Here is a 26963-nt window from a genome sequence, read left to right as displayed (position 1 = left end):
GGACCATCCACGGGCTGTGCGCATCCATGCATTCTCAGCCTCTTCGGCAGGTCATGTCTTGACGGTGTCCGGGCGCCATGTGATAGTCAAAATCATGTTAGGAGAACCGATTCGGGATAGAAGAGCCGAACGTCATGAGAGGACGAAGGCCGAGATTCTCGACGCGGCGTGGGAGGTCGCCCGCGCTGAGGGTCTGGCCGGGCTGACGCTGCGGGACGTGGCTCGCAAGGTGGGGATGCGCCCCCCGTCGGTGTACTCCTACTTCGACTCCAAGCACGCCATCTATGACGCCATGTACGCCCAGGGTTGCCGGGAGTTCCTCGATCGCGGGACCCGCCTCGCGTTGACCGGCGACCCGCTGCGCGACCTGACGACCGGCAGCCGGATGTTCGTCGGGTTCTGCGTCGAGGATCCGGCTCGCTACCAGTTGATGTTCCAGCGGACGATTCCCGGATTCGAGCCGTCCGCCGAGTCCTACGCCCTGGCGGTCCAGGCGCTGGAGACGACGGGCGCGCGGCTGGCGCAGATCGGCATCGCCGACCCCGGGGCAATGGACATGCTCACCGCGCTCACCACTGGCCTGGCCGACCAGCAGATCTCCAACGACCCGGGCGGTGACCGCTGGCTCAAGCTGGTCGACGAGGCCATGGAGATGTTCTTCGCTCACATCAGGAACCGCACGCACGGGAGGACGCACTGATGCCCGGCACCTCGACGGCGGTCGAATCGCTGCCCCTACTCGATCGCCGGCAGGCCGCGGTGCTGGCCGCGGCCGAGAACGGACGCTTCGTCGACGTGGTCCGCTCGCTGAGCACGGAAGACTGGACCAAGCAGACCGACTGCCCGGCTTGGGACGTGCGGGCACTGGTCGCGCACGTCCTGGGCATGATGGAGTTCACGATCTCCATCCGACAGCTGGTCCACCAGCAACGAGCCGGAAACAGGGCCGCGGGTGACCGCCCCCTCGTCGACGGCATGACCGAGGTCCAGGTCGCCGAGCGCGCCCATCTGAGCACGTCCGAACTTGTCGAGCGACTCACCGCCGCGGCGCCTCGCGCCGCCCGTGCCCGGCGCAGGCTGCCGGTGCCGCTGCGCCGAATACCGATCAAGGTAGAGGTCGAGGGCGTCGTGGAGACCTGGCGGCTCGGCTACCTGTACGACGTCATCCACACCCGGGACACCTGGATGCATCGCATCGACATCACCCGGGCGACGGGCCGCCCCCTGGTGCTCACCCCCGACCATGACGGCCGGATCGTGTCGGATGCGGTCGCCGAGTGGGCACGGCGCCATGGCCGGCCGTTCCGGCTCCACCTGCACGGACCCGCGGGAGGCACCTTCAGCGGTGGCGGCGGTGATGACGGCCAGGAGACCACCCTCGACGCCGTCGAGTTCTGCCGCATCCTCTCGGGCCGCGGGAGCGGAACCGGACTGCTCGCCCAGCAGGTGCCCTTCTGACGGACGGGCGATGACCACCCCCATCCAGCCGTCTCTGTCGCCCACTGATCATCAAGCCGACGCCACCGGCACCGGATCTCCACGGTTGTGGTGACAACACTGTCGTTCACCTTCTTTCAGAGATGCCAGCTGGAGGCGAGATGGGAACCGGTTCGGCCCGGGCGGACACGCGGATGATGCGGATCGTGCACGGCGCGCTCCGTCGCGACCTGGACCGCACACACGCGGCGCTGACCACGGAGCCGTATCCGCAGGGCCGGCAGCGGCGAGCACTCGGCGAGCACGTGGTGTGGATGATGGAGCTCCTGCACGCGCACCACACCGGTGAGGACGAGGGCCTCTGGCCGCTGGTGCGCGAACGCGACCCGGCTGCGGGCCCGCTGCTCGACTCGCTGGATGCCGATCACCGCCGGATCGCCCCGGCGATCGTGACGTTGACGGCTGCTGGGGAGCGGTACGCGGCCACGGCAACCGACGAGGCACGCGCCGAGCTCGTCGCGGCGCTGGAAGCGCTGATGGGCGTGTTGGTGCCGCATCTGGAGCGCGAGGTCGAAGAGGCCATGCCGGTGGTGTCGGCGAGCATCACGCAGGCCGAGTGGCATGCGTGGGATCAGACGTACAACATCAAACCGAAGTCCTTTGCCCAGCTCGGGATAGAGGGGCACTGGCTGCTCGACGGCATCGACCGCGAGGGCTACCAGGTCGTGGTCCGGCAGGTCCCGGCGGTGCCACGGTTCATCCTGCTGCATGGCTTCGCGCGTAGCTATCGGCGCCAGGCCGCGGCGCGGTGGCAGCCAAAGGTCCCGGCGCGGCGAGCCGGGGCCGGCTGATGACGACGAGGGATCACCACGAGGCGAGCAGCAGTCCGCCGAGGTCAGGGGCCGACGCGGTACGGGCGCATCATCTCGTTGTCCTCGTGTTCCAGGATGTGGCAGTGCCAGACGAACAGGCCCGGCCGGTCGAATGCGGCGACGATCCGCGTGATTTCGTCTGGGTAGGCGATGACGGTGTCCTTCAGTCCGGCCTCCCAGCGCTCCGCGGGACGTGGGGCGCCGCCGAACGGCTGGCGGCCGACAACCTTGAACTCCACCTCGTGGACATGGATCGGATGCGCGTCCTTGGTGAAGTTGTGGAACTCCCACGTCTCGGTGGCGCCCACCTCGGGGTTCTCCGTCACGGGATCGGACCACATCTGCGCCCTGCCGGTGCCATCGGCCGTGCCGAGGAGCACGGCCGATGATCCCCCGCCGGGGATGGCCGCCGACATGTGCTCGAGCAGGGCGAGTTTCCGGGTCCGGGTGGCCGCGCCGATCGGCGGCAGCGCCGGGAGGGTGAGCCGGCCGGGGGGCACGGTGGTGTCCCGTCCGGCCAGTGGTCCTACGACGAACTTCATCACCTGTCCCGTGATGGCGGGGTCGGCGGGTGCGGCCCTGGAGTTCCTGCTGAAGGCCCCGTCGGGGGCCTCGTTGATCAGGTAGAGCTCTGTGCCCTCCCGCGAGCCGGTGAAGTCGACGATCACGTCGGCCCGCTCGGCCGGCGCCAGCAGCAGCATGCCAAGTTCCACAGGGGCCGGCAGGAAACCACCGTCCCCTCCGATCTGCCAGAAAGGCAGTGCCGCGGCCACCGGGCGCCCCCCGCGGGGGTCCGTCACGATCTTGAGCTTCAGGAAGCGGGAGTTGCAGCCGTTGAGGAACCGCAACCGGAAGCGGCGCGGCTCCACCGTGAGGACCGGCCAGGTCCGGCCGTTCACCGTCATGGTGATGCCGAAGAACTCCGGATTCCAGATGGGTGGCACGTCACTGCCCGGGATGTACGGCCCGGCGAAGTGGTCGAAGGCCGCGCGGCCCCCCGGGTAGACGAGCGAACCGTCCGCGGCGAACGATCGGTCCTGGATGACGATGGGTATCTCGTAGTACTTCGTGCCGCCCGGGTCGCCGAGCGCCGGCGCGGGACCTGGCAGCACGCCCGCCGGGAGGTCGTCGGTGCCGCCGCGCAGCAGGTAGAAGCCGGCCAGCCCCGCGTACACGTTGAGCCTCGTGATTCCCAAGGTGTGGTCGTGGTACCACATTGTGGCGGCCCGCTGGTCGTTCTCGTAGCGGAACACCGCGGCGCCCGGCCTCCAGGAGACGCCGTACCCGCTGGTGAACATTCCCGCGTAGTCGGCGTACTTCGATCCCTCGGTCGCGTAACCCGCCGGGACGTTGCGCGCCGCCGGCAGGTACCAGGCCTCGGGGAAACCGTCGCTGTGCTCCGCGTTGTGCCCGCCGTGGAGGTGGGTGACGATCGGCACCGGCCCGCGATAGCGGTCCGGGGTCGCGATGAACGGCGGGCGCGAGTCCCGCCCCGCGACCCCGCCGGCGGGGTTGGCCCAGTGCAGCGTCGGGTCCACCGGAAGCAGGTGCGGCAGCGCGTCGCCGTTGCTGTCGGTCAGCTCGTTCACCCAGGTGACCTCCACCGGGTGGCCGGACCTCGCTTCCAGGGTGAGGCCCGGCGAGCCGAAGGTCCCCGGATGAAGTACCGATCCGTACCCCCAGACCGTGGTCGGCGGGCTGCCGGGTGGCAGGATCTGCTGCCGGAACTGCCGAACGCCGATGACGTAACGGTCGACCTCGCCGACCGCCGGGGAGGCCGGGGGCATCACGGGCGGGACCGCCAGCGGCGTGACGTACTTGTCGATCGACGCTGGATCCATCATGCCGTCCGGCACCGCACCGGGCCGCCATGCCGCGGCGCCCCCGAGGAGTATCGCTCCGGTTCCGGCCATGCCTGCCTTCAGGAACTCCCGCCGCGTGATCATGTTCCCCCCTGGTGGCCAAAGGGACCCGATTCCTCTGTTCATACCCGTCGCCGCCGGTCACCCGGGCGTCCACCGGCCGGAGCGGGGTTGAGGTGGGAATCGCTGGCGCGAGTCAAAAGTGTTCGCTGTGGACGTCGGTCGCTGTCACCATGTTGAGCATGGGAGATATCGGCAGATCAGACTGTGTCTTCTGTGCGATCCTTCGCGGCGAGGCCGAGGCGAGTGTTCCCTACGCAGACGACCGCGTAATGGTAATCATGGACATAGGGGCTGTCACTCCTGGTCACCTTCTCGTGATTCCGCGCGTCCATGCCGTGGGGTTGGAAGACCTTGATGAGGAGACGAGCGCGCATGTATGGAGGGTCGGCCACCGGATGGGCCGGGCTCTGCGGCGCTCTGGTCTGCGCTGTGAAGGCGTGAACGTTTTCCTCGCGGACGGGAAAGCTGCGTTTCAGGAGGTCTTCCACTTTCACCTGCATGTCTTCCCCAGGTACGAGGGAGACAGCTTCCGAATAGACGCCGACTGGGGCACCAGGGCGCGGAGTCTGCTCGATCAGGAATCCAAGGCGGTCCAGTCCGGCTTGGCAGCGCTGGGATTACCCACAGCGGACACGGGCACCACGCGTGATCTGCCTGCCTGACATCAGCACTCTGCTCGGCGGTCACCATATCGCGGTCAGCGTTAACGCGAGGACCACAGGCGTCCAGTAGCCCCAGGGGGCCTCAGTTGTCAGCTTTCGGGCAAGGAGTGGCAGGAAGCGTCGCCGCCGCCAGCTCAGGAAAGATCAAATACGGTGATCACCCGTCTCGGGCTTGATCTCCAGCAGGGCCACCAGCCCTCTGGTTTTCACGTAATCCAGCCACTGCCGGAGCGAATAGACCTGTTCCCCCTGTACGGACCACGCGCGATGCGGCGATCCCGCAGATGTTCCGGTCCGACCTCGGCCATGCGCGCGGCGGACAGTGCCCGGGTAGCGGCCAGTGCGGTGACAGCGTCGGCGCTGACGCATGAACCAACGGGCGAGGAAACCTAGCGGGGCGATAACCCTGGGCATTTCTCATTAAAGTATTCCCGCGGAGTTCGTAGTAGAGCAAAGCCTGACATTCTGCGGTTTCGCGAGATCGATTGCCGGGCACGGCTGGACAAGGCTAATGGGACATAATGAACTAAATTCGTTAAATAGTTTTATCCAGGTATCTATCTCCGGTGGTGTGAATGGCACCATCGCACATCCAGCGGGGCTGTCAGTGGCTTCGCTCAATATCAGGGCGAAATCGCTCCCGACTGGGTTCAGCACACCCGGTCGCGTGTCGGCCACGGGCGGCGCTGGTGAGCGTACGGAGCGGTCTGTCGCCTTTCCTCCCGCTACCTGATCAGGAGGATGCTCATGAGTGCATCGGTACTTCCAGAACTGCGGAGATCCCCGCGATGGCGGGTGCTCGCGCTCGGGGTGTCTGTCTTGACGCTCGGCGCTCAGGGTGCCGCGGTACCCACGGCCCATGCCGTCCCGGTCACGGCCGCGAACGTCGCCGCGGAGCCGGCACGAGGCAACGTGGTGATCGAGTGGAACCGGACCCTGCTCAACATCGTGCGGAATCCGCACGCACAGCCGGCCACCATCCATCCCACCCGCAGCTTTGCCATCATGAGCGCAGCCGTCTATGACGCGGTCGACGCGATCAGCCGCGCTCACGCCCTCTACGGCATCAGCCTCGCCGCACCGCAGGACGCCTCCCGGCCCGCCGCGGCTGCGGTGGCCGCGCACGACACCCTCACCGCCCTGTACCCGGCGCGCAAGACCAGCCTGAACCACCAGCTATCCACCGACCTCGCTCGCGTTCCCGACGGCCATGCCAAGCAGGAGGGCATCAAGGTCGGTGCCCAGGCGGCCCAAGCCATCCTCGCCCTGCGCGCGCATGACGGCGCCGACGCCACCCCGCCGCCCTACACCACCACCGGCAAACCCGGCGACTACCGGCCGACCCCGCCTGCCTTCCATGAACCGGAGTTCACCCACTGGGGCAACGTCACCCCATTCGTGCTCCGTACCGGCCACGAGTTCCGCCCCGCCGCGCCCCCGACACTGAGCAGCCCTGCCTACGCGGCCGCCATCAACGAGGTCAAGGCCATCGGCGCCGCCCACAGCACCACGCGCACGGCGGAACAGACCACGCTCGCCAAGCTCTGGAGCGCCCCCGTCCAGAACTACTGGTACGACATCGCCCAACAGGTCGCCCTCGCGCGCCACAGCGACCTCGACCAGTCGGCGAACCTGTTCGCCCTGCTCAACCTCACCATCGCCGATGCCACCATCGGCATCTACAACGCCAAGTACACATACCGGCTCTGGCGGCCGATCACCGCCATCCGCCTCGCAGTCGGCAACCCGCACATCAAACGCGACCCGGCATGGACCCCGCTTGTCCCCACCCCTCCCGATCCGTCCTACCCGGGCATGCACAGCGAGATCAGCGCGGCCGCCGCCATGGTGCTCAGCCACTTCTACGGCGACCGCAATACCTTCACCCTCACCGCACCCGGCGGCACCCAGCCCTACACCAAGCCCTACACCAGCTTCAGCGCCACCGCGACCGAAGCCGGGCTCAGCCGCATCTGGGGGGGCGTACACACCCGGCTCGACCACCAGTCCGGTACCGCACTCGGCACCGCCATCGCCCGTTACGCGCTCGGCCAACTGAAGCTCGCCCCAGCCGCCCCAGCCGCCCCAGCCGCCCTAGCCGTCCCAGCCGCGCCGGGTTCGCCGACCGGAAAGACCCCGGCTGGCAGCGCCACCCCCGCGAGCGCCACCGTCGCGGTCCGAGACTCCAAGCTCGGCAAGATCCTCGTCGACGGCAAAGGAGACACGCTGTACCTGTTCGAAGCGGACAAGGGCACCAACTCGACCTGCTACAGCGCGTGCGCGACCGCCTGGCCGCCTCTGACCACCACGGGCAAGCCGCAGGCCGGCAGTGGCGCATCACCCGCCCTGCTCGGCACCACCAGCAGGACCGACCACACCACCCAGGTCACCTACAACGGCCACCCGCTGTACTACTTCGTCAGCGATACCAAGCCCGGCGACATCACCGGGCAGGGTGTCGACTCCTTCGGCGCCAAGTGGTACGTGCTCAACCCGGAGGGCAGAAAGATCGACACGGGCTGAGCGACGTCGGCCGCAACGGCCACCACACGCGGAACATCGGGCGGGCTGTCGCGGCCGTCCCGGCAGCCGAGACCACGAAGGGATCAGACGAAAGTGGGAGCAACGAGGAGGACGTCACCCCGCCTGGCCGGGCCGCGGCTGACGGCAGCCGCCGCCCTCGCCCTCGCCGTGACGGTGGCCCTGTACGCGTTCGGCCGGATACACGCGCCGGACTACGCCAGCAGCCTGTTCGGGCTCCGCGGCAACGACGCGAACCTCCTGAAGGCGCAAGTCGGCACCGCCCTGCTGGGCCTGGCCCTCTACCAGCTCATACTGGCGCTGTGGATGTACCGACGGCTACCCGGCGCCGGCGCCGCCCCCCGCCCGGTACCCCCCGCCCACCGCATCGGCGGAGCCGTGCTGTTCGCGCTGTCCCTACCCATCGCCTACCACTGCATCACCGCTTACGGAGTAGAGACGCACAGCACCCGGGTCGCCCTGCACTCCCTCGCGGGCTGCTTCTTCTACGGCGCATTCGCCGCGAAGGTACTCCTCGTCCGCAGCCGGCGCCTACCCGCCTGGGCGCTGCCACTCGCTGGCGGCACCCTGTTCACCCTCATCGCAGTCCTGTGGTCCTCAGCGGCGCTCTGGCAGCTGGCCCAGCCGTAGCAGTTCGTGCGCTCCAGTTGTGCTTCGGCTTTGGACTGCAACTGGAAGTGCAACGCCTTCAGATAGCGCTCAATCCAGCGGACCACGGTGGCGCGGTCCACGTGGGCCGTGGTGGTGGCCGCAGGCGAGTGGTCGATCACGACCGGGATGGCGGTGATCGCGGCCAGCGCGGACGCGGCGGCCGGCATCGGGCCGGTCCGCTTGGTGATCACGGGTTCTCTCCTTGACATTGCCCACGATTGGAGCCATGCGGGATGCCGAGTTCTCGTCGACGGCGACCCCACCACGGACATCACCGCGACCCGGGCCATCACGGATGTGTGGGGCCGCGGCACCCGCCACTCTCGTGCGTGACCGCCGCGCTTCCCTCGGCGTACCCGAGCGACCACCGCCCAGCGGCCGGGCCGCAGCCTGGCTAGCAGAGTGATCATCCGAATGAGCAGGAAGACAGACAAGCCTTCGCCGCTTCCGCAGCGATCCTGGTCATCCTGCCGCCGGTGACCTGAGCGGAGCCATCCCCGGTCCACGGGGCGGCTCCACTCCAAGTTTGTCAGGGAGTTTAGGTGTCAACGGGTGACTCCGACGCAGGCTCCAGACCGAGGCGAGCTGGCAGGCTACCAGCGGCGGCCATCAACTGAGGCGGTGTAGGGCGACGGGTCACCATGAAGAGGGTGAGCCTGCCCGGAACGGCCACCGTCGAGACCTGCTCCTGCCGCTCGGCGTAGGAGATGCCCAGCCCGCGGGGCAGGACGATCGGGCAGCGAAGCAGGCGGCCCATCCGTACGGCCGTTTCCGCCGTGGCCGCCGCACGGGGTCGGGCACCCAGCTCGGAGAGCCGCCGGTGCAGCGTGGCGGTGGACGCGTCGTAGGTGTACGCGACCACATCGAGCCCTGCGAACGGCTTGCGCCCGGAGCCGAGCGGCACGTCTGATGGGATGAGGACGGCGAGCCGATCGCGTGCCACGGGCAACGCCCTCACCGTACTGGGCAACCGCATCTGATTGGCGATCGCGACGAAGGCCACGTCCAATGAACCCTCGCTGACCCACTCGACCAGCCGATCGCCGTGGTCGGTGACCTGGTGCACCGTCACGTCGCCCAGCAGTTCCTCCAACGCTGGGAACAGCCACGGGGCGAGGCTGCCGAACGTGCCAACGGTGAGGGTGCTTGCGCGAGCCGCCGCCCGGGTCCGATCGAAGATCGCCTCCAAGTGCTCGAGGACGTGGGCTGCCTCCGCGGCGAGCGCCCGCCCGGCCGGCGTCGGTCGTGCTCCGGTCGTGTCCCGGTCGAAGAGCCGTTCGCCGATCCGCCGCTCCAGCGCGGCCAGCCGATTGCTCGCGCTCGCCGAGACCGGATCCGCCTGGACCACCGGATTGGTCGGCGGGGCTGTTGGACTGCCCATGCTCACATCGGCTTGGTGGGCCCGAGGACTACGGCAACGACTGACGACCGGCCGCGCTCTCACCGGCGTACTTGCCGCCCAGGTGGTGGGGTTGCTCGTCGTCCCGATCGGCGCCGTCCTCGGCACCGTCGGCCCGATCCACCTGGCCGCTGCCGGACTGATCACCGGCTGCGCCACCGCCGTGAGCGCACCGGCCCAGCGGGCACTACTCGCCGACATCTGCGACCGCCTGGGTACCGGCGTCGCCGCCCGGATGCTCGCCTGGCAGGACTTCGCCCACCGGAGCACGATGATCCTGGCGCCGCCGCTGGCTGGCTGGGCGATCAGCGTCAGCGGTCCGTTCCAGTTGCTCTGGGCGGAGGCGGCGGGCGTCGGCCTCGGCGCGGCCGTACTGCTGACGGTAAGAGGCGATGCAACGGCCACCACAGGCGGCGGGGTGACGGACGCGCCGGCCCTCCGGCACGTACTGGCCCGTCACCCGGAGGTACGCCGCGCCGTGACCATGTCCGGCGTCGGCGGCCTCGTCTGGTTCGCCTTCACCCTCGGGCTGGCAATCCTCGGCGCCGAGACCGGCCGGCCCGGGCTGCTCATCTCGGCCGGCATGACCGGTTATAGAGCGGGCTCCCTCATCGGCGCGCTCATGGCGCCGACGGTCGTACCCCGACTGCCATCACTGGGCACCATGGCCACCGGATGGATCGTCCTCGGAGCGGCCTTCATCGCCCTGCCCGCAGTGACCTCGTCGCTCGCGCTGATCGCTTGCCTGGCCGCAGTCGGCGGCTTCGCCATGCCGCTTGGCATCGGATCGATGAACCGGCTGATCACCGTCCGCACTGATGGCGCGGAACGGCGAGCGGCCTTCGCCGCCGAGAGCCTGGTGCATGACGGGGCAGTGTCACTCGGCCTGCTCGTCGGCGGAGCGATCATCGGCCTGGTCGGCGCAGGGCCAATGCTGGTCGTCGCCGGTGCCGCACAAGTCACCGTCGCGCTCCTCGCCGGGCCGTGGGTGATCCCAGTACCCGCTCCCCAGGTGAGGGACGGCTCCATTCGCCAGCCGGCAGGTCGAGAGAGCGTGGCAGTATGATCGCTCAGGCGTTCGCTCCCACGGTGACACTGGAGTTGGCCCGGTTTGGTGGACACCTCCACCAACGGCCATTCCCAACTCACCACGACGAAGCGCTACACCCACATCACCGAGACTCCGGCGACCGGGGCGGCGGGCGCGGATGGGGCGGGCACTGTGGGGCGACTGACGGCATCCTGACGGCAACCGTTGCAACCCTGGACAGGCTTTCCGATCATGAAATCGGGAGTCTGCCCAGATCGTTTGGGTAGGACGCCTGGGACTCGAACCCAGAACCTACGGATTAAAAGAAGTCAACTCGATCGAGGCCCGGGGCTCTGGCCTGAGTGCACATTGTCCGTGGACGTCCGCTGAGTTCCGGTGTCGTTCACGCTCTTGGCTGTAGCCGTGGCTGTACAGCCAGGCCATGATGAAGGTATCAGCGAACCATCCGGAGGGCGTGAACCGTGATACCAACGGTGATCCTGTTCGGCCTGGTCTTCGGGCGTTGGTGGCGATCATCGCTCCTCGCCGCTGCCATTCTCTGGCCTGTCGTACTCGTGGCCGGCAACGTGACGAGATCCAGTTGGGTCCTAGTAGGTGCGGCCGGACTGGCGGTGCTTAACGCCTTCGTCGGGGTAGCCATCCATCAGGGCGTTCTGTGGGTCGTTGGGAGTGTGATCGCGAAGCAGACACGGGTGAAGGGTCTATAGCCGCGCACCTGCGTGTACCTCTCCTGTCTGTTCTTCCCGTCTGCCTCGTCGCACCCCCGCCGGAGGAATGAACTGTGGTCTCCCCTCGACGGGGTGGGGAACGCTCGCGCTGGAGAAGTCCCGACCGGAGAGTAACAAGCGTTACACCGACTCGGGGGAGTCCGACGACGAACGAGGGCTCAAGCACCGCGACGAGAAAGCCACACGACGGGTGCCGATCCCTCCGGAGCTGGTGGCCGTCCTGCGCGAGCACATCGACAGGCACGGGGTCGCCGAGGATGGCCGGTTGTTTCGGACCCGGACCGGTCAGACCTTCCCCGGCTCCACGACGATCAGCCCGTTAACCGGTTCGGCGCCGCTCAAACGGCGGGGCGGGATGGTCTGTTCAGGCGAGGAACTCGGCAAGTGGAAAGGACCGGTGGGAGCGCGGTGGAATCAGGAAATTCTGCCGGTGCGTCGTGTGCACAACAGAATTCAAGCCGGCACTTGAGGCGCGCGGGGGGAAAGGGGCGCGCTTACCATCGGGAAACTCGCCGTCCATGGCAAGGCGCACGCGATTGAAGGTCTCGGTAGTCGGAGCGAAGAGCAGGAAATGCAATCCGGCTGCCTTCTGGCTGTTGTAATGGTCTCCGGCGGGATCTGAAGTGTAGTGGAATGGATTGTCCAGCGTGGCGAAGTCCCCGCGATTGGTGATGGCCGTATTAACGGCATAGACATGACCGTAGTTGCTGGTCGTTTGTGCCTGGAGGCGATTCACCGGCTGCATGCTTCCATTATGTCCATACGCGCGGTATTTCTGCACGTCGCGTAGGACGTCAGCTTCATTTTCCTCGGGCGGGTCCGCCGTCACTGTTCCAGGCGCGAATGAAACTCCCGGCCGAAACATCGCGTGGATGCGATCATCAAATGTCGGAAACATTTTGGAATACCAGGCGACGAGGTCTTGGAACAGGTGCGAGAGAGGCATGATTGTCCCGTGCTTGAAGTATCCGTCGGGCCATTGGTCGGTCCAGCCGGGCAACGTCTCAAAGTTGGAAACCGGGATGGAGCTCTCCGCGTCTTGGAGTGTGGTTGTGAAACCGAGGAAGATCGGTGATTTCTGGGGGATCAACTTCGCGCCGGGAATACCTGCCGCAAGTGCCAGCTTGCTCGCCAGTCCCTGCCCCCCGGTGTGGCCGCCACCGGTGAAGCCACGGCGAATGCTGGTTACCTTGAACAGACTGCCCGCTTGGGTGTTTCCCGTTCCGAAAAGGGCGTTCGTGGCGGCCATGATGTTGGCGAGCGAGTCGCTGCGCAGCAGTACGGCCACGTCATTCTGCTCCAGACGAACCGGCCCGAAGCCTGGAGGTGGCTCATCACTCGGAAATGTCCTGGACTCCTGCAGTGCATAGATGGTCCGGCCGCGCTGCTTTGAGGTGATCAAGTCGACCGGCAAATAGGCCGGGTACGACGTGCCGGCGTCGAAATGGCTCGAACGCTTTTCGAGTCTGGGGATGTAATGCTCGAAATAAGGGAGTCCCCAGGCAATCACGATACCCACCCCGCTCGGCGGGGGCGGGAATTGCTGTTCCAGGCGTTGGAGCATGCTTTCCAGGTGTCGCTGCGCTTCCTGCAGAGGCTTCGCCCTCGCCGGAACGTTCAGCTTGGCTGTGACGACATGATTGTGGAGCGGCGGGACCAGGACTGGGATCGTTCCCTTGCTGCTGGCGATTCCGGAGCCGTCGTCCATAATGAGCCGCGGGTGTGGGATGGCATATTGTTCCGGCGGTAAGGGCTGTCGAGCCATCCCGATCGGCCGCTCGGGTGGCCCGACCAGTGCGTCGACGAACTCGTAAATTCCAGGGGAAGCCAGGGCCGCGGCGAGTGTTCCTCCTCTGAGTACGCTCCGTCTGCTCAGCGTTTTATAATCCTCCGCCGCAGATGAGTGTGTTTCGTCACTATCTGTCATATTGGCGTTGTACCACGTCATCGGCTAATCAAACACTTCGTTCTGTCGCCATTTGAGGTATGTGTCCGTAATATTAGGATTCGTGAAAAATGAGCCTCTACTTGAGTCGTAGATCCTGAGCCTGGATCCACCGCGTGATTTCGCGTGATCATTGAGCCTGGATGCACCGCTGATTTCGCGTGATCGATTCCTGGTCCAATTCCGTCGCGGGGATCGTTTTCACCAGGTGACCCGCTGGCGTTCCCGGTTGCGGACCACTGCCATCGGGTTGATCGAGTACACCCTGCGTCCGGTCGCGCGCAGGCAGGACCTGCACACCCGCAGAAAGCATGGAAGACCAGCTCGGCGCGCTCGGCCTGGACCTCAACGCCGTGGTGCGTATCAGGGGGTGCAGGTCGCCGTCGTGGACCCCGAGGACGAGTACGCCCCCTCGCCCACGCCGTCGGCGGCACCTACCTGCGCCTCGGCGCGGCCGGGGTGCGGTGGAACCCCCTCGATCTACCCGCAAGCCACGGCCCGCACGATGACGTGCTGGCTCGGAGCTTTTCGGCTTCGGCGGCGAACGCTTCACCGCGCCGCCATGTTCACGGTATGTGTTCGTTTGGTTGCGTTCCGGAAAGCCCGGGTATAGCCGACTACACGGAAAACCCCCCTGATTCTGCACTTGACAGTAGGGGAGGCTTTCATGGCGATGCACCGACCGGAGCGCAGCGGGGCCGACGCGGATCGCCTCGAGGAAATCCGATCACAGCAGGGATGCTCACGGCGGCGGTTCTTCGTTTACTCGGCGGCCGGTGCGGCAGGGACGTTCATCGCTCGCCAGGCGCCCGCCGCTTCCGCAGCCGGCATCTCGGAAGCGGCGGCCAGGACGGACTTCGTCGTCCAGGCGACTCCGTCCTGGTACTTCGTCCACCGTGAGAACGGCTCGGAGGAGATGAAGTGGGGCCCGGTCGGCCGGGCAGTCCTCGACGGTCAGCCCGCCGGCTACGGCGAGTTCATCCCCAATGATCGGATGTACATCCACAACAGGGCCCGCCCGCCCCAGATCGATCGCCGGACATGGCGGCTGAAGCTCGTCGGCGACGCGCTCACCCGCCCGCGGTCGTTCACCTACGACGAGTTGCTGGCGATGCCGTCCGTGACGCTGAAGCGCACGGTCGACTGCGGCGCCAACTTCGCCGCCTTCTTTCCCAGGCTGCCACCCGGCGGAGCCGACAACCGCTGGCTTCCGGTCGGCTACACCCAGTGGCACTTCGGGGCGGTGGGCGCCGCCGAATGGACGGGGGTACGGGCCAAAGACGTGCTGGCGGCGGCCGGAGCCGAATCTCCGGTGGATGTGAAGTTCACCGGCCTGGACGTCATCGCCAACCGGAGCTTCCCCGGCGGGAGGGTCCACTACTCCCAGGTCGCTCCCGTCGACAAGGTGCTCAAGGACGACACCCTGCTGGCGTACCGCATGAACGGGGAGGACCTGCCCGTCGACCACGGCTACCCGCTCCGCCTGCTGCTGTCCGGGTGGGCTGCGGTCACATACGTCAAGTGGCTCGGTGAGATTGAGGTGTCAAAGCACCACATCGCACCGACGGGGTTTCAGACGAGGCATGTGCTCACCGGACCTGCCTATCCCAAGCCGCTCCCCCTGAGCGTCGGCCCCATTCGCAGCGCGATCGAGCACGACCCGCAGATCACGCTTTATCCCGGCGACATCACGCTGCACGGGCGGGCCTGGTCGGGATCCGGCGCGATCGAGCGGGTCGATGTATCAATCCAGAAGCTGGCCGCGCCCGGACGATGGGTCACCGAGATGTCCTGGCGTCAGGCGACACTGCTCAGCACCCCCGAACCGTTCATGTGGGTGCGTTTCGAAGTGCCGTGGAACGGGGTGAAACCGGGGCAGTATCGCGTGATGTCCCGGGCGAAGGACAAGGCCGGCAACATTCAGCCTCGCCCCGAGGACGTCGTGTGGAACCAGCACGGGCTCGGCTACAACGGCCACTACCCGCTGGAAGTGATCGTGGTCCCGGCCAGCGACATGCCCTAACCCCGCACACCGAACACATCTCCTCCGGCTTGTCAGTAGACGGTGCCTGCGGCGATGCTCCAGACGTTGGGGGCGGCGCAAGGGTTGCCGTTGGTACAGCGTGGCCCGACTGGCATGAGCGCAGCGATCTCCAGCCGGGGGATCGGGTCGTGCTCGCGGCCCTGTCACGGCTGCTCCCTCGCTCGTCGTGGAATGTCTTCTTCGTCACCCCCGCGACGTTGCTGCGCTGGCACCGTGCCCTGGTGACGCGCCGGTGGACCTACCCGTCCAAGCGCCCGGGTCGTCCCTCTACTCGCGCGGACTTCCGGGAGGGTGTTGCGCCTGGCACGGGAGAATCCCACGTGGGGCTATCAGCGCATCAGCGGCGAGCTGGCCGGCGCCGGTATCACGGTGCCGCCCAGTGTTGTGCGTGACATCCTCAAACGAGCAGGACTGGATCCGGAGCTTCGGCGTGGCGGCCCGAGTTGGGGCCAGTTCCTAAAAGCTCAGGCCGAGAGCATCTGGGCGTGCGATCTGTTTCACGTGGATACGGTCTTCCTCAAGTGGCTGTACGTTCTGTTCTTCATCGAGCACGCCACCCGCGCCGTTCACTTGTGGGCGTCACGGCGTATCCGACCGGAACCTGGGTCGCTCAACAGGCGCGCAACCTGCTCACGGACCTCGCGGTACTGAAGACGCCACCCCGGACACTGCGGGCGAACTGCTACGCCGAGCGGTGGGTGCGTACCGTGCGGGCTGAGTGCACCGACCTCGTGCTGATCTATGGCGAGCCGCATCTGCGCTCGGTGCTAGTCGAGTATGCCGATCATTACAACGGTCATCGTCCGCACCAGTCCCGTTGGCAACAACCACCCGATCAGGATGAGCGGACTGTTGTGCCGTTGGAAGGGCAGATCTCGCTTGGGCCGCTTCCCGCCGTGATTGCTCAAGACGCCGTCATCGGGAGATACGAACTTTCTAGCGGCAGACCAATTCCGTCGTGGTGGCGCTCCCACTCCGGTTGAGAACGATATTGCCGGGCAATTCATGACTCTCGACAACAAAAGGAGGAGGAGTTATGAAGGATAACGATCTCGATGTCATCACGTTCCTGCTGCGTCAGCATGAGGAGATCAGGACTCTGTTCCAGGAGATGGACCACGTTTCCGGTCCCGCCCGGGAGGAGGTCTTCCAGCGTCTGGTCCGTACCCTCTCCGTCCACGAGACCGCCGAGGAGGAACTCGTCCATCCGTACGCCCGCAGAGCCTTCGCCGGAGGTGACAAGGTGGTGGATGCCCGGCTACGCGAGGAGAACGCAGCCAAGGAGCTGCTGAGCCGTCTCGACGAGATGGGGACCGACCACCCCGAATTCCCCAAGCTCTTCGAGGAACTGCGCACGGACGTGCTCGCGCACGCCGAAGCCGAGGAGCGCGAGGAGTTCCCCAAGCTCAAGGAGGAGACCGGCGAGGGGAAACTGCGTGCCATGACCACGGCCGTGAAGGCCATCGAGGCGATGGCTCCCACGCATCCGCACCCGGGCGTGGAGTCCGCCAAGAAGAACATCCTGATGGGCCCGGCCGCCGCCATCATGGACCGCACCCGGGACGCGATCCGCGCCGCGATGGGCAAGACCGGATCATGAGCAGCTGTATCGACTCTCAGCCTGGCAGCGTCTCACCGCCGATGGGCGCGAGGATCTCGCCGGTGTAGTAGGACGACATGCGCTCCGACGCGAAGAACACATACGACGGAGCGATCTCGTCGGGGTCGGCGGCTCGTTTCATCGGAGCCTGCTTTCCGAACTCGTCCACCTTCTCCTCGGGAAACGTGGACGGGATCAGCGGCGTCCACACCGGCCCGGGCGCGACGGCGTTGACACGGATTCGCCGGTCCAGAAGATTCTGGGCCATTGAGTAACCGCGGCGTCCGTCATCGAATGACCGTCACTTCGCGGACGGAGACGGGGGCAGGAGCACGTGATCCTCGCACGGTGGGGCGCGCTGGCCGCCAAGTGCTCACCAGGGCGAAGACCAGGAGCAGTTCGGCGAGGTCTCCGCCGTAGTACATGATCTCGGCCGCGCCGCGGAGTTGCATGACGGGCATCGGCACGTCGACGATGAGCCCGGCGTACATCAGTTGAGACAGGGTGGCGTGTACGGCGACCGCCACCGCCATGACCACCAGGCGAAGCGGCACCGAGGGGCGGCGCGGAGCTGGATCGGGGCCGGCGATCACCCAGGCGAACAGGTAGCCGGACAGGAGGAAGTGCGCGTGCACCAGGTGGTGCGCCGGGGTGCCCGAAGTGAGGCGATATAGGGGAGTGCAGTAGAGCGCGACCATGCCGCCCACACTGAGGGCCAGCGCACTCCACGGATTGGCCAGCAGGTGAACGGCACGGCTGCGCAGCGCGGCACCGATGCGGCGCCGATGGGCCGGCGGCAGCGAGCGCAGGAGCAGGGTGATCGGTGCGCCAAGCACCAGCGCCAGGGGCGCGAGCATCCCTATCAGCAGATGCTGCACCATATGCCCGCGAAAATCGGTCTCGGCCAGCGCGGCGACCGGTCCGACCAGCCCGGCGGCGAGCAGCGCCAGTCCCGTGCCGAAACTCGCCGTCCGCCATTGGCTCCAGCCCTTGGCCTCACGACGGCGACGTGCCGCCAGCAGCAGGTACGCGCCCGCGACCGCGGCCAGGAGAGCGAGCGGCAGCCAGCCGGGCAGCCCGCCGTGATGGTGGTCGTGGTGCATCAGCGGCCTTCTCCCGCCAGACGTTCACGGCACAGGTCGATGGTGGGAGCGTCCTTCTGGAGCAGCCATCCGCCGGCCACCAGCAGCGCACCCAGCGCCAGGAAGCCCAGGTCCCACCAGAGCTCGTAGGGGCCGGCAAGCACATGGTGGATGGCCAGAACATGGTGATCGATGACGCCTTCCACGAGGTTGAACGCCCCCCAGCCGACCAGGATCCAGCCCCACAGCGCCCGCGATCGCCACATCTGGCCGCGAGAGGTGGTGACCCGCGAATACAACAGGCCGAGACCGATCAGCACCGCCAGCCAGGTGAAGGCGTGGAAGAACCCGTCCCACAACGTGTTCATCTGCAGCCCGGAAAGGGTGTCGGCCGGGTAGTACTTCACACCGATGTGGTCGCTGTCGGTGCTGGAGAGCATGTGATGCCATTGCAGAATCTGATGCAGCAGGATGCCGTCGACGAATCCGCCCAGCCCAACACCCAGGATCGTGCCTGGCGCGGCGATCCACCGCCATCCCCGGTCCGTCTGAGCCGATCCGGTCACGCTTGTCCCCTCCCGCGCTGGCCGAGCATCGTTCCCCAGTCGGCCGCCGACGCGGGAATCGAGTGAAAACGGATCGGGCCACCTGTCTGATGGTCGCCCCGTCAACAAAGATCACTATCTCGGTGAACACACGGCGCCATTTCGACGAATCGCCGCCGGGTACGTTCTTTGGCCTCGCGATGACTAGGGACCTACGTGCCACAAGCCGGGCATGCGACGCCGGTTACTCGGAGTTAGACCTGATCGTCACCATGTCTTAGCGACGCCGTCGGAGGCGCCGGCCGAGAGGTACCGCTCTTGCCTCTGATCCGGGAACCGCTGGTCAGCCCAGAAGGTTTCCGGGTGTTGGGGCGTTTCAACGTGTAGGTGAGAGTCGTGCCGTAGACGACGTGGCTGCCCGCCATGACCAGCTGGCGGGCCCGGATAATCGCGGGATACCGGTGGCAGGATGCCGAGCGAGGGCACCCAGCCTCCGTAGCTAGCCAGCCAGATCGCCAGCCCGTAAGCCGTGCCGATCGGCGCGGACGTCCGGTGGTCCCGGGTCATCGCGGCGAACGCGCTGCCGGCCACGGCACCGAAGCCGAAGTGAGACAGGAAACTGAGCACGTTCTCGCCCGGCTTGGGACGATGTGCCGGTCCCGGCAGCAGGTCGCGGGTGATGTGTTTGGGCGGATGCTCTTCCATAACACCGATCCGGCGACCGGCCGGCATGACAACGCTCATGGCCGCGGTGGCTAACACCATCTCCCTGGACGTGAACGGTCCAAGCGACACGATCGTGAGTACGACATGACGTTTGAGCCGAGCGTCCGAGCATTGCCTAACGCCCTCAAGCGCAACGCGCTCTCATGCCGCTGTTCGAGCGGGCGCACGGCGGCGCTTGATCAAGGGGACAAGATCGGGTCATGGCGGGACCGAGTAGGTGTGCTTCCGCTGCCAGGCGCTAGATTCAGATCGAGATTCTAAGGAGGGTTAGTGGCCAAGCGCATCAACGTCGACGGGCCGGGAGACGACCCGGACGAGTACTGGTTCGAGTGCGAGGACTGCGAGGGCGCGGGGGCCGTAAACGTCCCAGACGGACTCGATGAGTCCACCAGCGTCAGCGCCGAGTGTTCCGGCTGCGGAGGCCTGGGTTTCTACGAGGGTGACGCTGACGATGTCGACGACTGAGGACCAGGTGCTTTGGCGGGTGCTGGACGAGCACGGAAAGGCGTAGCGTCGCGCTACTCCGGCGCTACGGCATCCGCGTCTCTAGTGGCGGAGCCCCCCATGACGAAACTGGCGGTGACGCAAGCGCCCGCCAACGAGACCCAACTCCACAAGCGGGAATGCTCGGGCGTCGGCACCGTGTGAACTTGCCGTAGCCCGACAGCCTTGGCCGGGCGGCGGAAAACGTCCTCATCTGCCGCAGTCCGCGCTTGCTGGGCGATCTTGCGCAGTGCTCAAGACCGTGCCACCGCCACGCGCTCGGCCGAGGAGAGGGCTACAGCGGAAGCACGTATTGGATGAAGCCCCGGTTCTCGGCGACCTGGTCATAGAGCCGCCGGGCCGTGTGGTTATCTTCCCGCGTGTGCCAGTACAGTCGAGCGCAACCTTGGTCGCGGGCCCAGTCTTCGACCGCCCGTATCAGGGTGCGCCCCACTCCTTTGCCGCGCGCCTCGGGCGCAGTGAAAAGGTCCTGGAGATAGCAGACATCGGGTGCGGTGGTGCTGGCGTGCACCAGGAAGTGGGTGATTCCGACCAGGCGGCCATCGAGCCGTGCGCCGAGCGCGTGCATCCTGTCAGCTTCTTGGAACTCCCTCCAGGCCCGGTCGTACATGTCCGGGGGCAGGATGCGCTCATAGAAGGCGTTATAGCCCTGAAACAATTCCTGCCAGGCTGGGCGGTCCTCCGGCCGGAGCGCGCCGACGATGACCATGCCCGTCCTCTCCTGGATGTCCGGCGAGACCTCACGCTGTGAGTCGACACCATACCGGTAGCCGAACATCCGCTCATGCCACTAGTCGAGCGCGCCTCTGCTCGGGTGTAGCTGATGTGACACGAGGTCTCGTGCACCGTCATGATCGACCGATGGGCGACTCAGAGGCTACGACACCGGCATGGCGGCAATCAGTCGACATGGACGGGGTTGAGTTGGCGCTGATGGAGCTGCAGCCGCTCCTTCATGCGGTGGCGGCGACAGGCTCGTCAATGCTGATCAAGGTGGACGGCGAGAGGGTAGAGGGTGTGAACCCGTCGGTCTTCACCGTCGTGATCTCGGGCGGTGCGGGCGGCGCCGGTCCGATTCGGTTCGACGATTCCGATCTCACTCGCGCTGTCGCCAGAGCAATAACCGCATTCGACGTTGGTCGCTGACGACGGCATCCTCATCTGCCGCTGATCGGGCGGGAGCACGCACAGGTGCTCGACTCTGCCGAATAGCGGATGCTGGTGCGCTCGACGGATCTCCTTACGCCAAATGCCACGCATCCTCGGTGCCGCTCGTCGACGCGGACCTGCCGGACAGGCGGGCGCTTGGCAAGATTCGGAACGTCTCGGTCCCGCGTGCTCACGCGTCGCCGACAACAGTCGACGGCCGAGTGCGTTGGTGTGCGGTGCCTGGCCGGCGGTCGCTGTCAAGTCGACGTTCATGCCGGCACCTGATGTCACTGGTCGGGCTGGACGATCGCCACCGGCAGATGGTGGCGCTCAGGTCTCTGTCTGAAGCGGAGTTTCGAAGCACGCGAGCCAGGTGGTGAGAAGCGATTCCAGCTGGGCGGCATCTTCCGGCGTCAGGTGGTCGAGCAGACGGCGTTCATTGCGCATGTGCTCGGTGAATGCCTGGTCGATCAGGTCCCGGCCGGCTTTGGTGAGTGCGACGACCCGCCCTCGGCCGTCGTTCGTGTCGGGACGACGGGTGACCAGCCCATCGCGTTCGAGCCGGTCGATACGTTTCGTCATAGCCCCAGTGGTGACCATGGTGAACGCGGCGAGTTGTCCGGGTGCACGTTCGAAGGGTTCGCCGGCGCGCCGGAGGGCGGCGAGGACGTCGAACTCCCCCTCCCCGAGCCCGTATCGCCGGTAGACGGTGCAGAGTTGTTCGGTGAGGTGGTCGGCGAGGCGGTGGAGCCGTCCGATTACGCCCTGCGGCCTCACGTCCACGTCCGGTCGTTCGCGGGTCCATGCCTGCTGGATGCGGGCGACATGGTCGAGGTGCTCACTCATGCCCCCATTATATCTTCCGTGGAAGCTATAATGGCTTCCGTGGAAGCTACTTTGCGGTGGGTGCCCATCACCGCGATCGCGCCCGTAGCGTGGGGTACCACCTACTTCGTTACCCATCGGTTCCTGCCGGCCGACTACCCGCTGTACGGGGCGGCCATCCGAGCGCTGCCCGCGGGCCTGCTGCTCCTCGTCGTGCGCAGGAAGCTTCCCCACGGATCGTGGTGGTGGAAATCGCTGGTACTCGGCACCCTGAACATGGGCGCGTTCTTCGCACTGGTCTACCTGGCGGCGCAGACGCTTCCGACGAGCATTGCCTCGACGATCATGGCGACCTCGCCAGTTGTGATGATGCTGCTCGCTTGGGCGGCGCTTGCCGATCGCCCGCAGGCGGCGCACGTGGTCGGAGCCAGTGTCGGGATCGGCGGGGTCTTTCTCATGCTGTTCAACGGCGCGGTCGCCATCGACGCCTCCGGCGTACTCGCCTCCATCACGGCGATGGTGATGTCCTCCTTTGGCTATGTGCTCGCCAAGAAGTGGAGCGCGGACGTCGATGTGTTCTCGCTGACCTCATGGCAGCTCATCGCTGGGGGAGCCATCCTGACGCCCGTCGCCGTCGTGATGGAGGGGTCGCCGCCGACCTTGGACGGACGCGCGATTGTGGGCTTCGGCTATGTCACGGTCGTTGCGACCGCTCTCGCCTTCGCCGTCTGGTTCACCGGATTGCGACACCTGAGCACCGGAACAGTGGGGCTCATCGGGTTGCTCAACCCGATAGCCGGTGTTCTGCTCGGTACCGTGATCGCCGGTGAAATGCTCGCGGTGCACCAAATCTGTGGACTTGTACTGGTCTTCCTCGGAATCCTCCTCGGACAACCCGTCACGGCGCGACTTCTCGCGCCCCTTCGATACACACGGACCGATCAAGACACATCGCACGCACCCGCCCCGGGCGCGACGCACCGCGACCACGGGTTGGTCGAGCCCATCCCTGATTGCCAATGAGCCATGCACCGTGTCGAGGCCGACTTGCCGGAACCTCCGTGCCGGTGCTCACAACTCTTGACAGGGATCAGAAGCCCTGACGGTTGCACCATGTCTGTCCCGTACGTCCTCTTCTGCCGCGAGTCGCGCCCCTCTTCACCCGGCTGGCGGACATGGGGCCAGGTTCGCGCGCGATGCGCGGACGCGCACGAAGCCCTTGGGGACCTCGTACCGTGCGGCATCCGGAAGGTAGTCGGTGCAGCCCAGGATTGCGATGCGGCCAGCGGGCACCTCGATGCCGGCCTCAACAACGTGGTCGAACTCCTCGCCAGCGTCGCACGTGTAGGACGGCGTCTGGTCGAGAAACTCGACCGTCACCTCGACGTACATATTGACCTCGGTGCCGATGCCGAGCGTCTCATCCGAGACCGCAAGGGCATGCGTCACCACTTCGTCGGTCCAGGCATCGCTCAGATCGGGCCTGTCCAGCCAACCGTGGAGACCTGGGTGACGGATCGACTGGCTCACCCGGCACCCCACAACCGCAGTTTCTCCGGATTCCGCACCACCCAGATCCGGGTGATCCGTCCGGCCGCCACATCGAACGCGTACACCGCCGACGTCTCGCCCCCCTTCCGTACCAGCAGTCCCGGCCGGCCGTTGACCAGCCGTTCGTGCAGCGTCACCGTGGCCTGGATCTGCCGGGTCACCTCGATGACGAAGCGCGCGATCTGCTCGGCGCCGTGGATCGGGTGCGGGGCGGTGGTCGCGAGGCCGCCGCCGTCGGCAGTGAAGACGGCGGCGGGGTCGAGGAGGGCCAGCAGGGCGTTGAGGTCCTGGGTGTGCCAGGCGCGTTGGAAGTCGCGGACCAGGGCAGCCTGGTCGGGGGCGGAGGCGGCAGAGTCGAAGGCGGCGCCGCCTGGGCGGGCAGCCCGTACCCTCCGGCGGGCCGAGGACGCCAGCTCCCGGCAGGCCGCGGGCGTCCGGCCGGTGACCGCCGCCACCTCGGCGAACGGGTACTCGAACACGTCGTGCAGGATCAGCGCCACCCGCTGCGCCGGGGTCATCGCCTCCAGCGCGACCAGGAAAGCCACGCCGACCGACTCGTCCAGGGTGACCCGGTCCGCCGGGTCCGCCGTCTCGGCCGATGCCGCGCCCGGGCCTGCCCGGCCGGTCAGCCACTCGGCCGGGCCCGGCACCGGCTCCGGAATCCATTCCCCCACATACCGTTCCCGCCGCACCCGCGCCGACCCCAGCAAGTCCAGACAGATCCGCCCCGCCACCCGGGTCAGCCACGCGGCCGGCGAGGTGATCGTGTCCTGCTGCTCCCGGGACATCGCGTACCACCGCGCATACGTCTCCTGCACCGCGTCTTCCGCCTCGGCGAGCGAGCCCAGCAGCCAGTAGCCGAGATTGAGCAGGTGGCGGCGCTCGCCGGAGATCACGTCGAGGGCGGCGGCCGCGGCGTCGGCAGGTTCCGTCGGATCAGTCATACCTGTATGACGATCCAACCGCGCGAAATGTCAGCCCGCCGTCCCGCCTGACACTCTGCCGGGCCGCGTCGTCATACCGATCGGAGGACTCACCTCCAGGCACGAGTACGACACGATGGAAGAGGTGGACGATGACCAAGATCGGGATCATCCTGGGCAGCGTGCGCTCCGGCCGCCGCGGCGGCCAGGTCGCGCAGTGGGTCCTGGAGCGCGCCGGGCAGCGGACCGACGCCGAGTTCGAACTGATCGACCTGCAGGACTACCAGCTGCCGGTCCTGACCGCGCCGATACCGGCGATGGCGGCCCGGGGCGTGTACGACGACGAGCGCACCCAGGCCTTCAGCGCCGCGATCGCCGCCTGCGACGGGTTCGTGGTCGTGACCTCGGAGCACAACCTCTCCATGCCCGGCGCCTTGAAGAACGCCCTGGACCACCTCTACGTGGAATGGAACGACAAGGCAGCCGGCTTCGTCTCGTACGGCGTGAACGGCGGTGTGCGGGCGGTCGAGCAACTGAAGCTGGTCAGCACGGCCCTGCAGCTGGCGGTGGTGGCCGCGCCGGTCATCCTGCCGTTCGCGACCGAGTTCGAGGGTCAAGCGGCGCTCCGGCCCGGAAAGGCCGCCGTCACGTCGCTGGACCTGATGCTGGACAAGGTCCTCGCCTGGTCCACCGCGATGTCGATGCTGCGTTCCGGGCCGGGCGCCGAGGCCGAGATCCGCGCGCGGATCGCCGCGATCATCGACGGCATCCACGCCAAAGACCTCGACGCGCTGCGCCGGATCTACGCGCCGGACGTCGTCTCCTTCGACGTGGAGCCCCCACTCCAGCACATCGGTGTGGACGCCAAGCTGAAGAACTGGGCCCGGGTGTTCACGGTCTTCGAGGACGTCTCGTACGAACTGCGCGATTTGAGCATCGCCGTCGGCGTCGACATCGCGTTCGGGCACGCCTTCGGGCGGCTGAGCGGCAAGCTCGCGACCGGTGCCGCCACCGACGGGATGTGGGTGCGCGCGACGTTCTGCTTCCGGCGCGTCGGCGGCGCGTGGCTGATCGTCCACGACCAGGCCTCGGTGCCGGTCGACGTGCTGACCGGCCGGGTTATCGCCGACCTCGAACCCTGAGTGCGCCGGATCCCAGCGGAACCAGGACCGACCAGTATGGCTGCTTGTGGCGAGTCGGACCCAGCGACTTCGGAAGTGAGCTTCCGGCTTGCGATGACGACCAAGGTGGTCCGTCGCGCCTACACCCGGCGCGGCACGGTTCCCCTCTTTTCGCGTCGCCGAGACTACCAGTACATCGACAAGGTGATCGACGCATACGAGCTGCTGCCCGATAAGTTCCTTGCGGTCGACTCCGGTGAGCACCGGTTTGCCGTTCCACTGGACGTTGGCTCCCGCAAAGGGCCAGAGGCCGCGCATCTCGTGATCCCTGAAGACGCTGCCGAGGGCCGTCAACACGCTTTGTGGATCTGGTAGACCAATCGCTACGGGAGTGCGCAGGACGGCGTGCTATGCCGTGTCTGATCGACAAAGGACCTACATCTCGATCGGTGGTGTGGGTGGTGTGGTCGGCGACGGCGCGCCCTGGGGCGGCGGGTGTGCGTTTGTGCGGCGGGTGCTTTGTGCGGCGGGCGGCCCGTGTTCCCGCCGCCGGCCGGGACCGGCGCCCACGCCGCACGTCCGGACGGCGGGCGGGCTGCGGGCCGTGCGGCGGCGCGGAGCGCCGGCACCTTGACGAGTGGATCGAGATGAAGCGGCGGCAGGGGGCTCGGCCGTTGACCCTCCGGGGCTATCGGCAACTGATCAAGGACCACGTCAAGCCTGCGCTCGGCCGCAAGCAGCTCGACAAGCTCGCGCCCACCGATGTCCGCCGGCTCGTCGAAGCCAAGGCCGAATCAGGGCTGTCGGCTGCCACCGTCAAGCAGATCCACGGGCTGATCCGGAACGCACTGGCCGATGCTGAGCGGGAAGAGTTGATGCATCGGAACGTTGCCAAGCTCGTCAAGCCCCCGGCCCTGCGCAGGGAGGAGGCCAAAGTGCTCACGATCGAGGAGGCCAAGCGGCTGCTCGCCGTGATCAAAGATGATCGGCTCGAAGCCTTCTGGATCTGCGCGCTGACGCTTGGTCTGCGACGCGGGGAACTCCTCGGGCTCCGCTGGGAGGACATCGACTTCGCCAACGGACTGCTCGCCGCGGGCAAGCGGTGGCAGAACCTCGGGCTCGTCTTCCCATCCACGATCGGAACGCCCATCGAACCGGGCAATCTCAGTACCCGGTGGCGGGCCACTCGGAAGAGAGCGGGGCTCGACTGGCTGAGGCTTCATGATCTCCGCCATGCCTGCGCCTCGTTCCTGCTCGCCTCCGGGGCCTCACCTCGGACCGTGATGAAGACGTTAGGTCACAGTCAGATCGGGCTGACCATGAACACGTACACGCACGTGCTCCCGGACATCGAACGAGCGGCCGTCGACGCGGTCGCGAAGAAGCTGTTCGGGTGACCAGAGAGAGCGTGAGGGCCGGACTCCTGGCGGGATCCGGCCTCTTGGCTGTCAAAGATGGCTGTCATCGCCCTTTTGAACAAGATCGATAACCGCCGTTTTTGCTGGTAGGGCGCCTGGGACTCGAACCCAGAACCTACGGATTAAAAGTCCGCAGCTCTAACCATTGAGCTAACGCCCCGATGAAGACAGCGTACCGAGGATAGTGTCCACTAACGCCCGTTGCCAGACCTGGGGGCGACTGCCTGTCTGTCTGATGGCAGTCGGGACGGGGTCCGACTCTCG

The 26963-nt window shown here is 66.8% G+C and carries 27 protein-coding genes, 1 tRNA gene and 1 pseudogene; 17 read left to right on the top strand and 12 right to left on the bottom strand.

Annotated features, from left to right (window positions below):
* Positions 1 to 94 precede the first annotated feature (94 nt).
* The 3 genes from ACIN94_RS24745 (at position 95) to ACIN94_RS24735 (ending at position 2288) form a co-directional block, all read left to right on the top strand.
* Positions 95 to 700 carry a TetR/AcrR family transcriptional regulator gene (locus ACIN94_RS24745; RefSeq protein ID WP_400710303.1) on the top strand — a complete coding sequence of 202 codons (606 nt, stop codon included), beginning with the start codon at positions 95 to 97 and terminating at the stop codon, positions 698 to 700.
* Entirely contained in the window at positions 700 to 1458 is a 759-nt protein-coding gene (locus ACIN94_RS24740; RefSeq protein WP_400710300.1) for a maleylpyruvate isomerase family mycothiol-dependent enzyme, read from the top strand. Before ACIN94_RS24745 ends, ACIN94_RS24740 begins: the two co-directional genes overlap by 1 nt.
* 140 nt (positions 1459 to 1598) lie before the next feature.
* On the top strand, positions 1599 to 2288 hold the full coding sequence (locus tag ACIN94_RS24735; RefSeq protein WP_400710297.1) for a hemerythrin domain-containing protein: 690 nt from the start codon (positions 1599 to 1601) through the stop codon (positions 2286 to 2288).
* 44 nt (positions 2289 to 2332) lie between these two features.
* Here ACIN94_RS24735 and ACIN94_RS24730 read toward each other — a convergent pair whose 3' ends face one another.
* A complete protein-coding gene (locus ACIN94_RS24730; protein ID WP_400710294.1) occupies positions 2333 to 4255 on the bottom strand; it encodes a multicopper oxidase domain-containing protein in 1923 nt (640 codons plus the stop codon).
* A gap of 158 nt (positions 4256 to 4413) precedes the next feature.
* Between ACIN94_RS24730 and ACIN94_RS24725 the strand changes: the two genes are divergently transcribed.
* The 4 genes from ACIN94_RS24725 (at position 4414) to ACIN94_RS24710 (ending at position 8421) form a co-directional block, all read left to right on the top strand.
* Positions 4414 to 4896 carry an HIT family protein gene (locus ACIN94_RS24725; RefSeq protein ID WP_400710291.1) on the top strand — a complete coding sequence of 161 codons (483 nt, stop codon included), beginning with the start codon at positions 4414 to 4416 and terminating at the stop codon, positions 4894 to 4896.
* Positions 4897 to 5643: 747 nt separating this feature from the next.
* Positions 5644 to 7419 (top strand): phosphatase PAP2 family protein, encoded by a 1776-nt coding sequence (locus ACIN94_RS24720; protein WP_400710288.1) that lies wholly within the window; start codon positions 5644 to 5646, stop codon positions 7417 to 7419.
* A gap of 93 nt (positions 7420 to 7512) precedes the next feature.
* Positions 7513 to 8067: a DUF6529 family protein gene (locus tag ACIN94_RS24715; protein ID WP_400710285.1), complete on the top strand. Its 555-nt coding sequence runs from the start codon at positions 7513 to 7515 to the stop codon at positions 8065 to 8067.
* 87 nt (positions 8068 to 8154) lie between these two features.
* Positions 8155 to 8421 carry a hypothetical protein gene (locus tag ACIN94_RS24710; protein ID WP_400710282.1) on the top strand — a complete coding sequence of 89 codons (267 nt, stop codon included), beginning with the start codon at positions 8155 to 8157 and terminating at the stop codon, positions 8419 to 8421.
* Positions 8422 to 8626: 205 nt separating this feature from the next.
* Here ACIN94_RS24710 and ACIN94_RS24705 read toward each other — a convergent pair whose 3' ends face one another.
* Positions 8627 to 9469, bottom strand: a complete 843-nt coding sequence (locus tag ACIN94_RS24705) for a LysR substrate-binding domain-containing protein (protein WP_400710279.1) — start codon at positions 9467 to 9469, stop codon at positions 8627 to 8629.
* Between ACIN94_RS24705 and ACIN94_RS24700 the strand changes: the two genes are divergently transcribed.
* Positions 9468 to 10553 carry a hypothetical protein gene (locus ACIN94_RS24700; protein WP_400710276.1) on the top strand — a complete coding sequence of 362 codons (1086 nt, stop codon included), beginning with the start codon at positions 9468 to 9470 and terminating at the stop codon, positions 10551 to 10553. The genes ACIN94_RS24705 and ACIN94_RS24700 overlap by 2 nt on opposite strands.
* 1077 nt (positions 10554 to 11630) lie before the next feature.
* Here the strand turns inward: ACIN94_RS24700 and ACIN94_RS24695 are convergent.
* Positions 11631 to 13214 carry a hypothetical protein gene (locus tag ACIN94_RS24695; protein ID WP_400710273.1) on the bottom strand — a complete coding sequence of 528 codons (1584 nt, stop codon included), beginning with the start codon at positions 13212 to 13214 and terminating at the stop codon, positions 11631 to 11633.
* Positions 13215 to 13878: 664 nt separating this feature from the next.
* Between ACIN94_RS24695 and ACIN94_RS24690 the strand changes: the two genes are divergently transcribed.
* From ACIN94_RS24690 to ACIN94_RS24680, 3 genes are all read left to right on the top strand, one after another.
* Complete coding sequence (locus ACIN94_RS24690; RefSeq protein ID WP_400710270.1) at positions 13879 to 15234, top strand: molybdopterin-dependent oxidoreductase; 1356 nt, start codon at positions 13879 to 13881, stop codon at positions 15232 to 15234.
* A gap of 593 nt (positions 15235 to 15827) precedes the next feature.
* Positions 15828 to 16238, top strand: coding sequence for an integrase core domain-containing protein (locus ACIN94_RS24685; protein WP_400710267.1), 411 nt, complete (start codon positions 15828 to 15830; stop codon positions 16236 to 16238).
* A gap of 53 nt (positions 16239 to 16291) precedes the next feature.
* A complete protein-coding gene (locus ACIN94_RS24680; RefSeq protein WP_400710264.1) occupies positions 16292 to 16855 on the top strand; it encodes a hemerythrin domain-containing protein in 564 nt (187 codons plus the stop codon).
* Between the two features lie 16 nt (positions 16856 to 16871).
* Here ACIN94_RS24680 and ACIN94_RS24675 read toward each other — a convergent pair.
* The 4 genes and pseudogenes from ACIN94_RS24675 to ACIN94_RS24660 form a co-directional block, all read right to left on the bottom strand.
* A pseudogene (locus ACIN94_RS24675) lies at positions 16872 to 17126 on the bottom strand (SDR family oxidoreductase); the annotation flags it as partial.
* A 16-nt stretch (positions 17127 to 17142) separates the two neighbouring features.
* The gene (locus ACIN94_RS24670) at positions 17143 to 17958 is read right to left on the bottom strand and encodes a cytochrome c oxidase assembly protein (RefSeq protein ID WP_400710261.1); all 816 of its coding nucleotides are present in this window, start codon (positions 17956 to 17958) and stop codon (positions 17143 to 17145) included.
* Positions 17958 to 18503: a DUF2243 domain-containing protein gene (locus ACIN94_RS24665; protein WP_400710258.1), complete on the bottom strand. Its 546-nt coding sequence runs from the start codon at positions 18501 to 18503 to the stop codon at positions 17958 to 17960. Before ACIN94_RS24665 ends, ACIN94_RS24670 begins: the two co-directional genes overlap by 1 nt.
* 246 nt (positions 18504 to 18749) lie before the next feature.
* Positions 18750 to 19226: a hypothetical protein gene (locus ACIN94_RS24660; protein WP_400710255.1), complete on the bottom strand. Its 477-nt coding sequence runs from the start codon at positions 19224 to 19226 to the stop codon at positions 18750 to 18752.
* Between the two features lie 252 nt (positions 19227 to 19478).
* Between ACIN94_RS24660 and ACIN94_RS24655 the strand changes: the two genes are divergently transcribed.
* The gene (locus ACIN94_RS24655) at positions 19479 to 19673 is read left to right on the top strand and encodes a hypothetical protein (protein WP_400710252.1); all 195 of its coding nucleotides are present in this window, start codon (positions 19479 to 19481) and stop codon (positions 19671 to 19673) included.
* Positions 19674 to 19986: 313 nt separating this feature from the next.
* Here the strand turns inward: ACIN94_RS24655 and ACIN94_RS24650 are convergent, their stop codons facing one another.
* Positions 19987 to 20490, bottom strand: coding sequence for a GNAT family N-acetyltransferase (locus tag ACIN94_RS24650; protein ID WP_400710249.1), 504 nt, complete (start codon positions 20488 to 20490; stop codon positions 19987 to 19989).
* An 83-nt stretch (positions 20491 to 20573) separates the two neighbouring features.
* On the opposite strand from ACIN94_RS24650, the gene ACIN94_RS24645 reads away from it, so the two are divergent.
* On the top strand, positions 20574 to 20858 hold the full coding sequence (locus ACIN94_RS24645; protein WP_400710246.1) for a hypothetical protein: 285 nt from the start codon (positions 20574 to 20576) through the stop codon (positions 20856 to 20858).
* A gap of 333 nt (positions 20859 to 21191) precedes the next feature.
* Here ACIN94_RS24645 and ACIN94_RS24640 read toward each other — a convergent pair whose 3' ends face one another.
* Positions 21192 to 21707 carry a MarR family winged helix-turn-helix transcriptional regulator gene (locus ACIN94_RS24640; RefSeq protein WP_400710244.1) on the bottom strand — a complete coding sequence of 172 codons (516 nt, stop codon included), beginning with the start codon at positions 21705 to 21707 and terminating at the stop codon, positions 21192 to 21194.
* A 60-nt stretch (positions 21708 to 21767) separates the two neighbouring features.
* Between ACIN94_RS24640 and ACIN94_RS24635 the strand changes: the two genes are divergently transcribed.
* Entirely contained in the window at positions 21768 to 22709 is a 942-nt protein-coding gene (locus ACIN94_RS24635) for a DMT family transporter (RefSeq protein ID WP_400710241.1), read from the top strand.
* A gap of 135 nt (positions 22710 to 22844) precedes the next feature.
* Here the strand turns inward: ACIN94_RS24635 and ACIN94_RS24630 are convergent, their stop codons facing one another.
* A complete protein-coding gene (locus ACIN94_RS24630; protein WP_400710238.1) occupies positions 22845 to 23216 on the bottom strand; it encodes a hypothetical protein in 372 nt (123 codons plus the stop codon).
* Positions 23213 to 24181, bottom strand: a complete 969-nt coding sequence (sigJ, locus tag ACIN94_RS24625) for an RNA polymerase sigma factor SigJ (RefSeq protein ID WP_400710235.1) — start codon at positions 24179 to 24181, stop codon at positions 23213 to 23215. Before sigJ ends, ACIN94_RS24630 begins: the two co-directional genes overlap by 4 nt.
* 131 nt (positions 24182 to 24312) lie before the next feature.
* On the opposite strand from sigJ, the gene ACIN94_RS24620 reads away from it, so the two are divergent.
* From ACIN94_RS24620 to ACIN94_RS24610, 3 genes are all read left to right on the top strand, one after another.
* On the top strand, positions 24313 to 25302 hold the full coding sequence (locus tag ACIN94_RS24620; RefSeq protein ID WP_400710232.1) for an NAD(P)H-dependent oxidoreductase: 990 nt from the start codon (positions 24313 to 24315) through the stop codon (positions 25300 to 25302).
* Between the two features lie 93 nt (positions 25303 to 25395).
* Positions 25396 to 25656 carry a hypothetical protein gene (locus tag ACIN94_RS24615; RefSeq protein WP_400710229.1) on the top strand — a complete coding sequence of 87 codons (261 nt, stop codon included), beginning with the start codon at positions 25396 to 25398 and terminating at the stop codon, positions 25654 to 25656.
* Positions 25657 to 25691: 35 nt separating this feature from the next.
* Positions 25692 to 26678 (top strand): tyrosine-type recombinase/integrase, encoded by a 987-nt coding sequence (locus ACIN94_RS24610; RefSeq protein ID WP_400710226.1) that lies wholly within the window; start codon positions 25692 to 25694, stop codon positions 26676 to 26678.
* 105 nt (positions 26679 to 26783) lie between these two features.
* On the opposite strand, the gene ACIN94_RS24605 is transcribed toward ACIN94_RS24610, so the two are convergent.
* Positions 26784 to 26859: transfer RNA gene (locus ACIN94_RS24605), tRNA-Lys, on the bottom strand.
* Positions 26860 to 26963: the final 104 nt, after the last annotated feature.

It is taken from the genome of Streptosporangium sp. NPDC087985 (assembly GCF_044741965.1).
Taxonomy (GTDB): Bacteria; Actinomycetota; Actinomycetes; order Streptosporangiales; family Streptosporangiaceae; genus Streptosporangium.
This window is presented reverse-complemented; position numbering and strand designations above follow the sequence as displayed.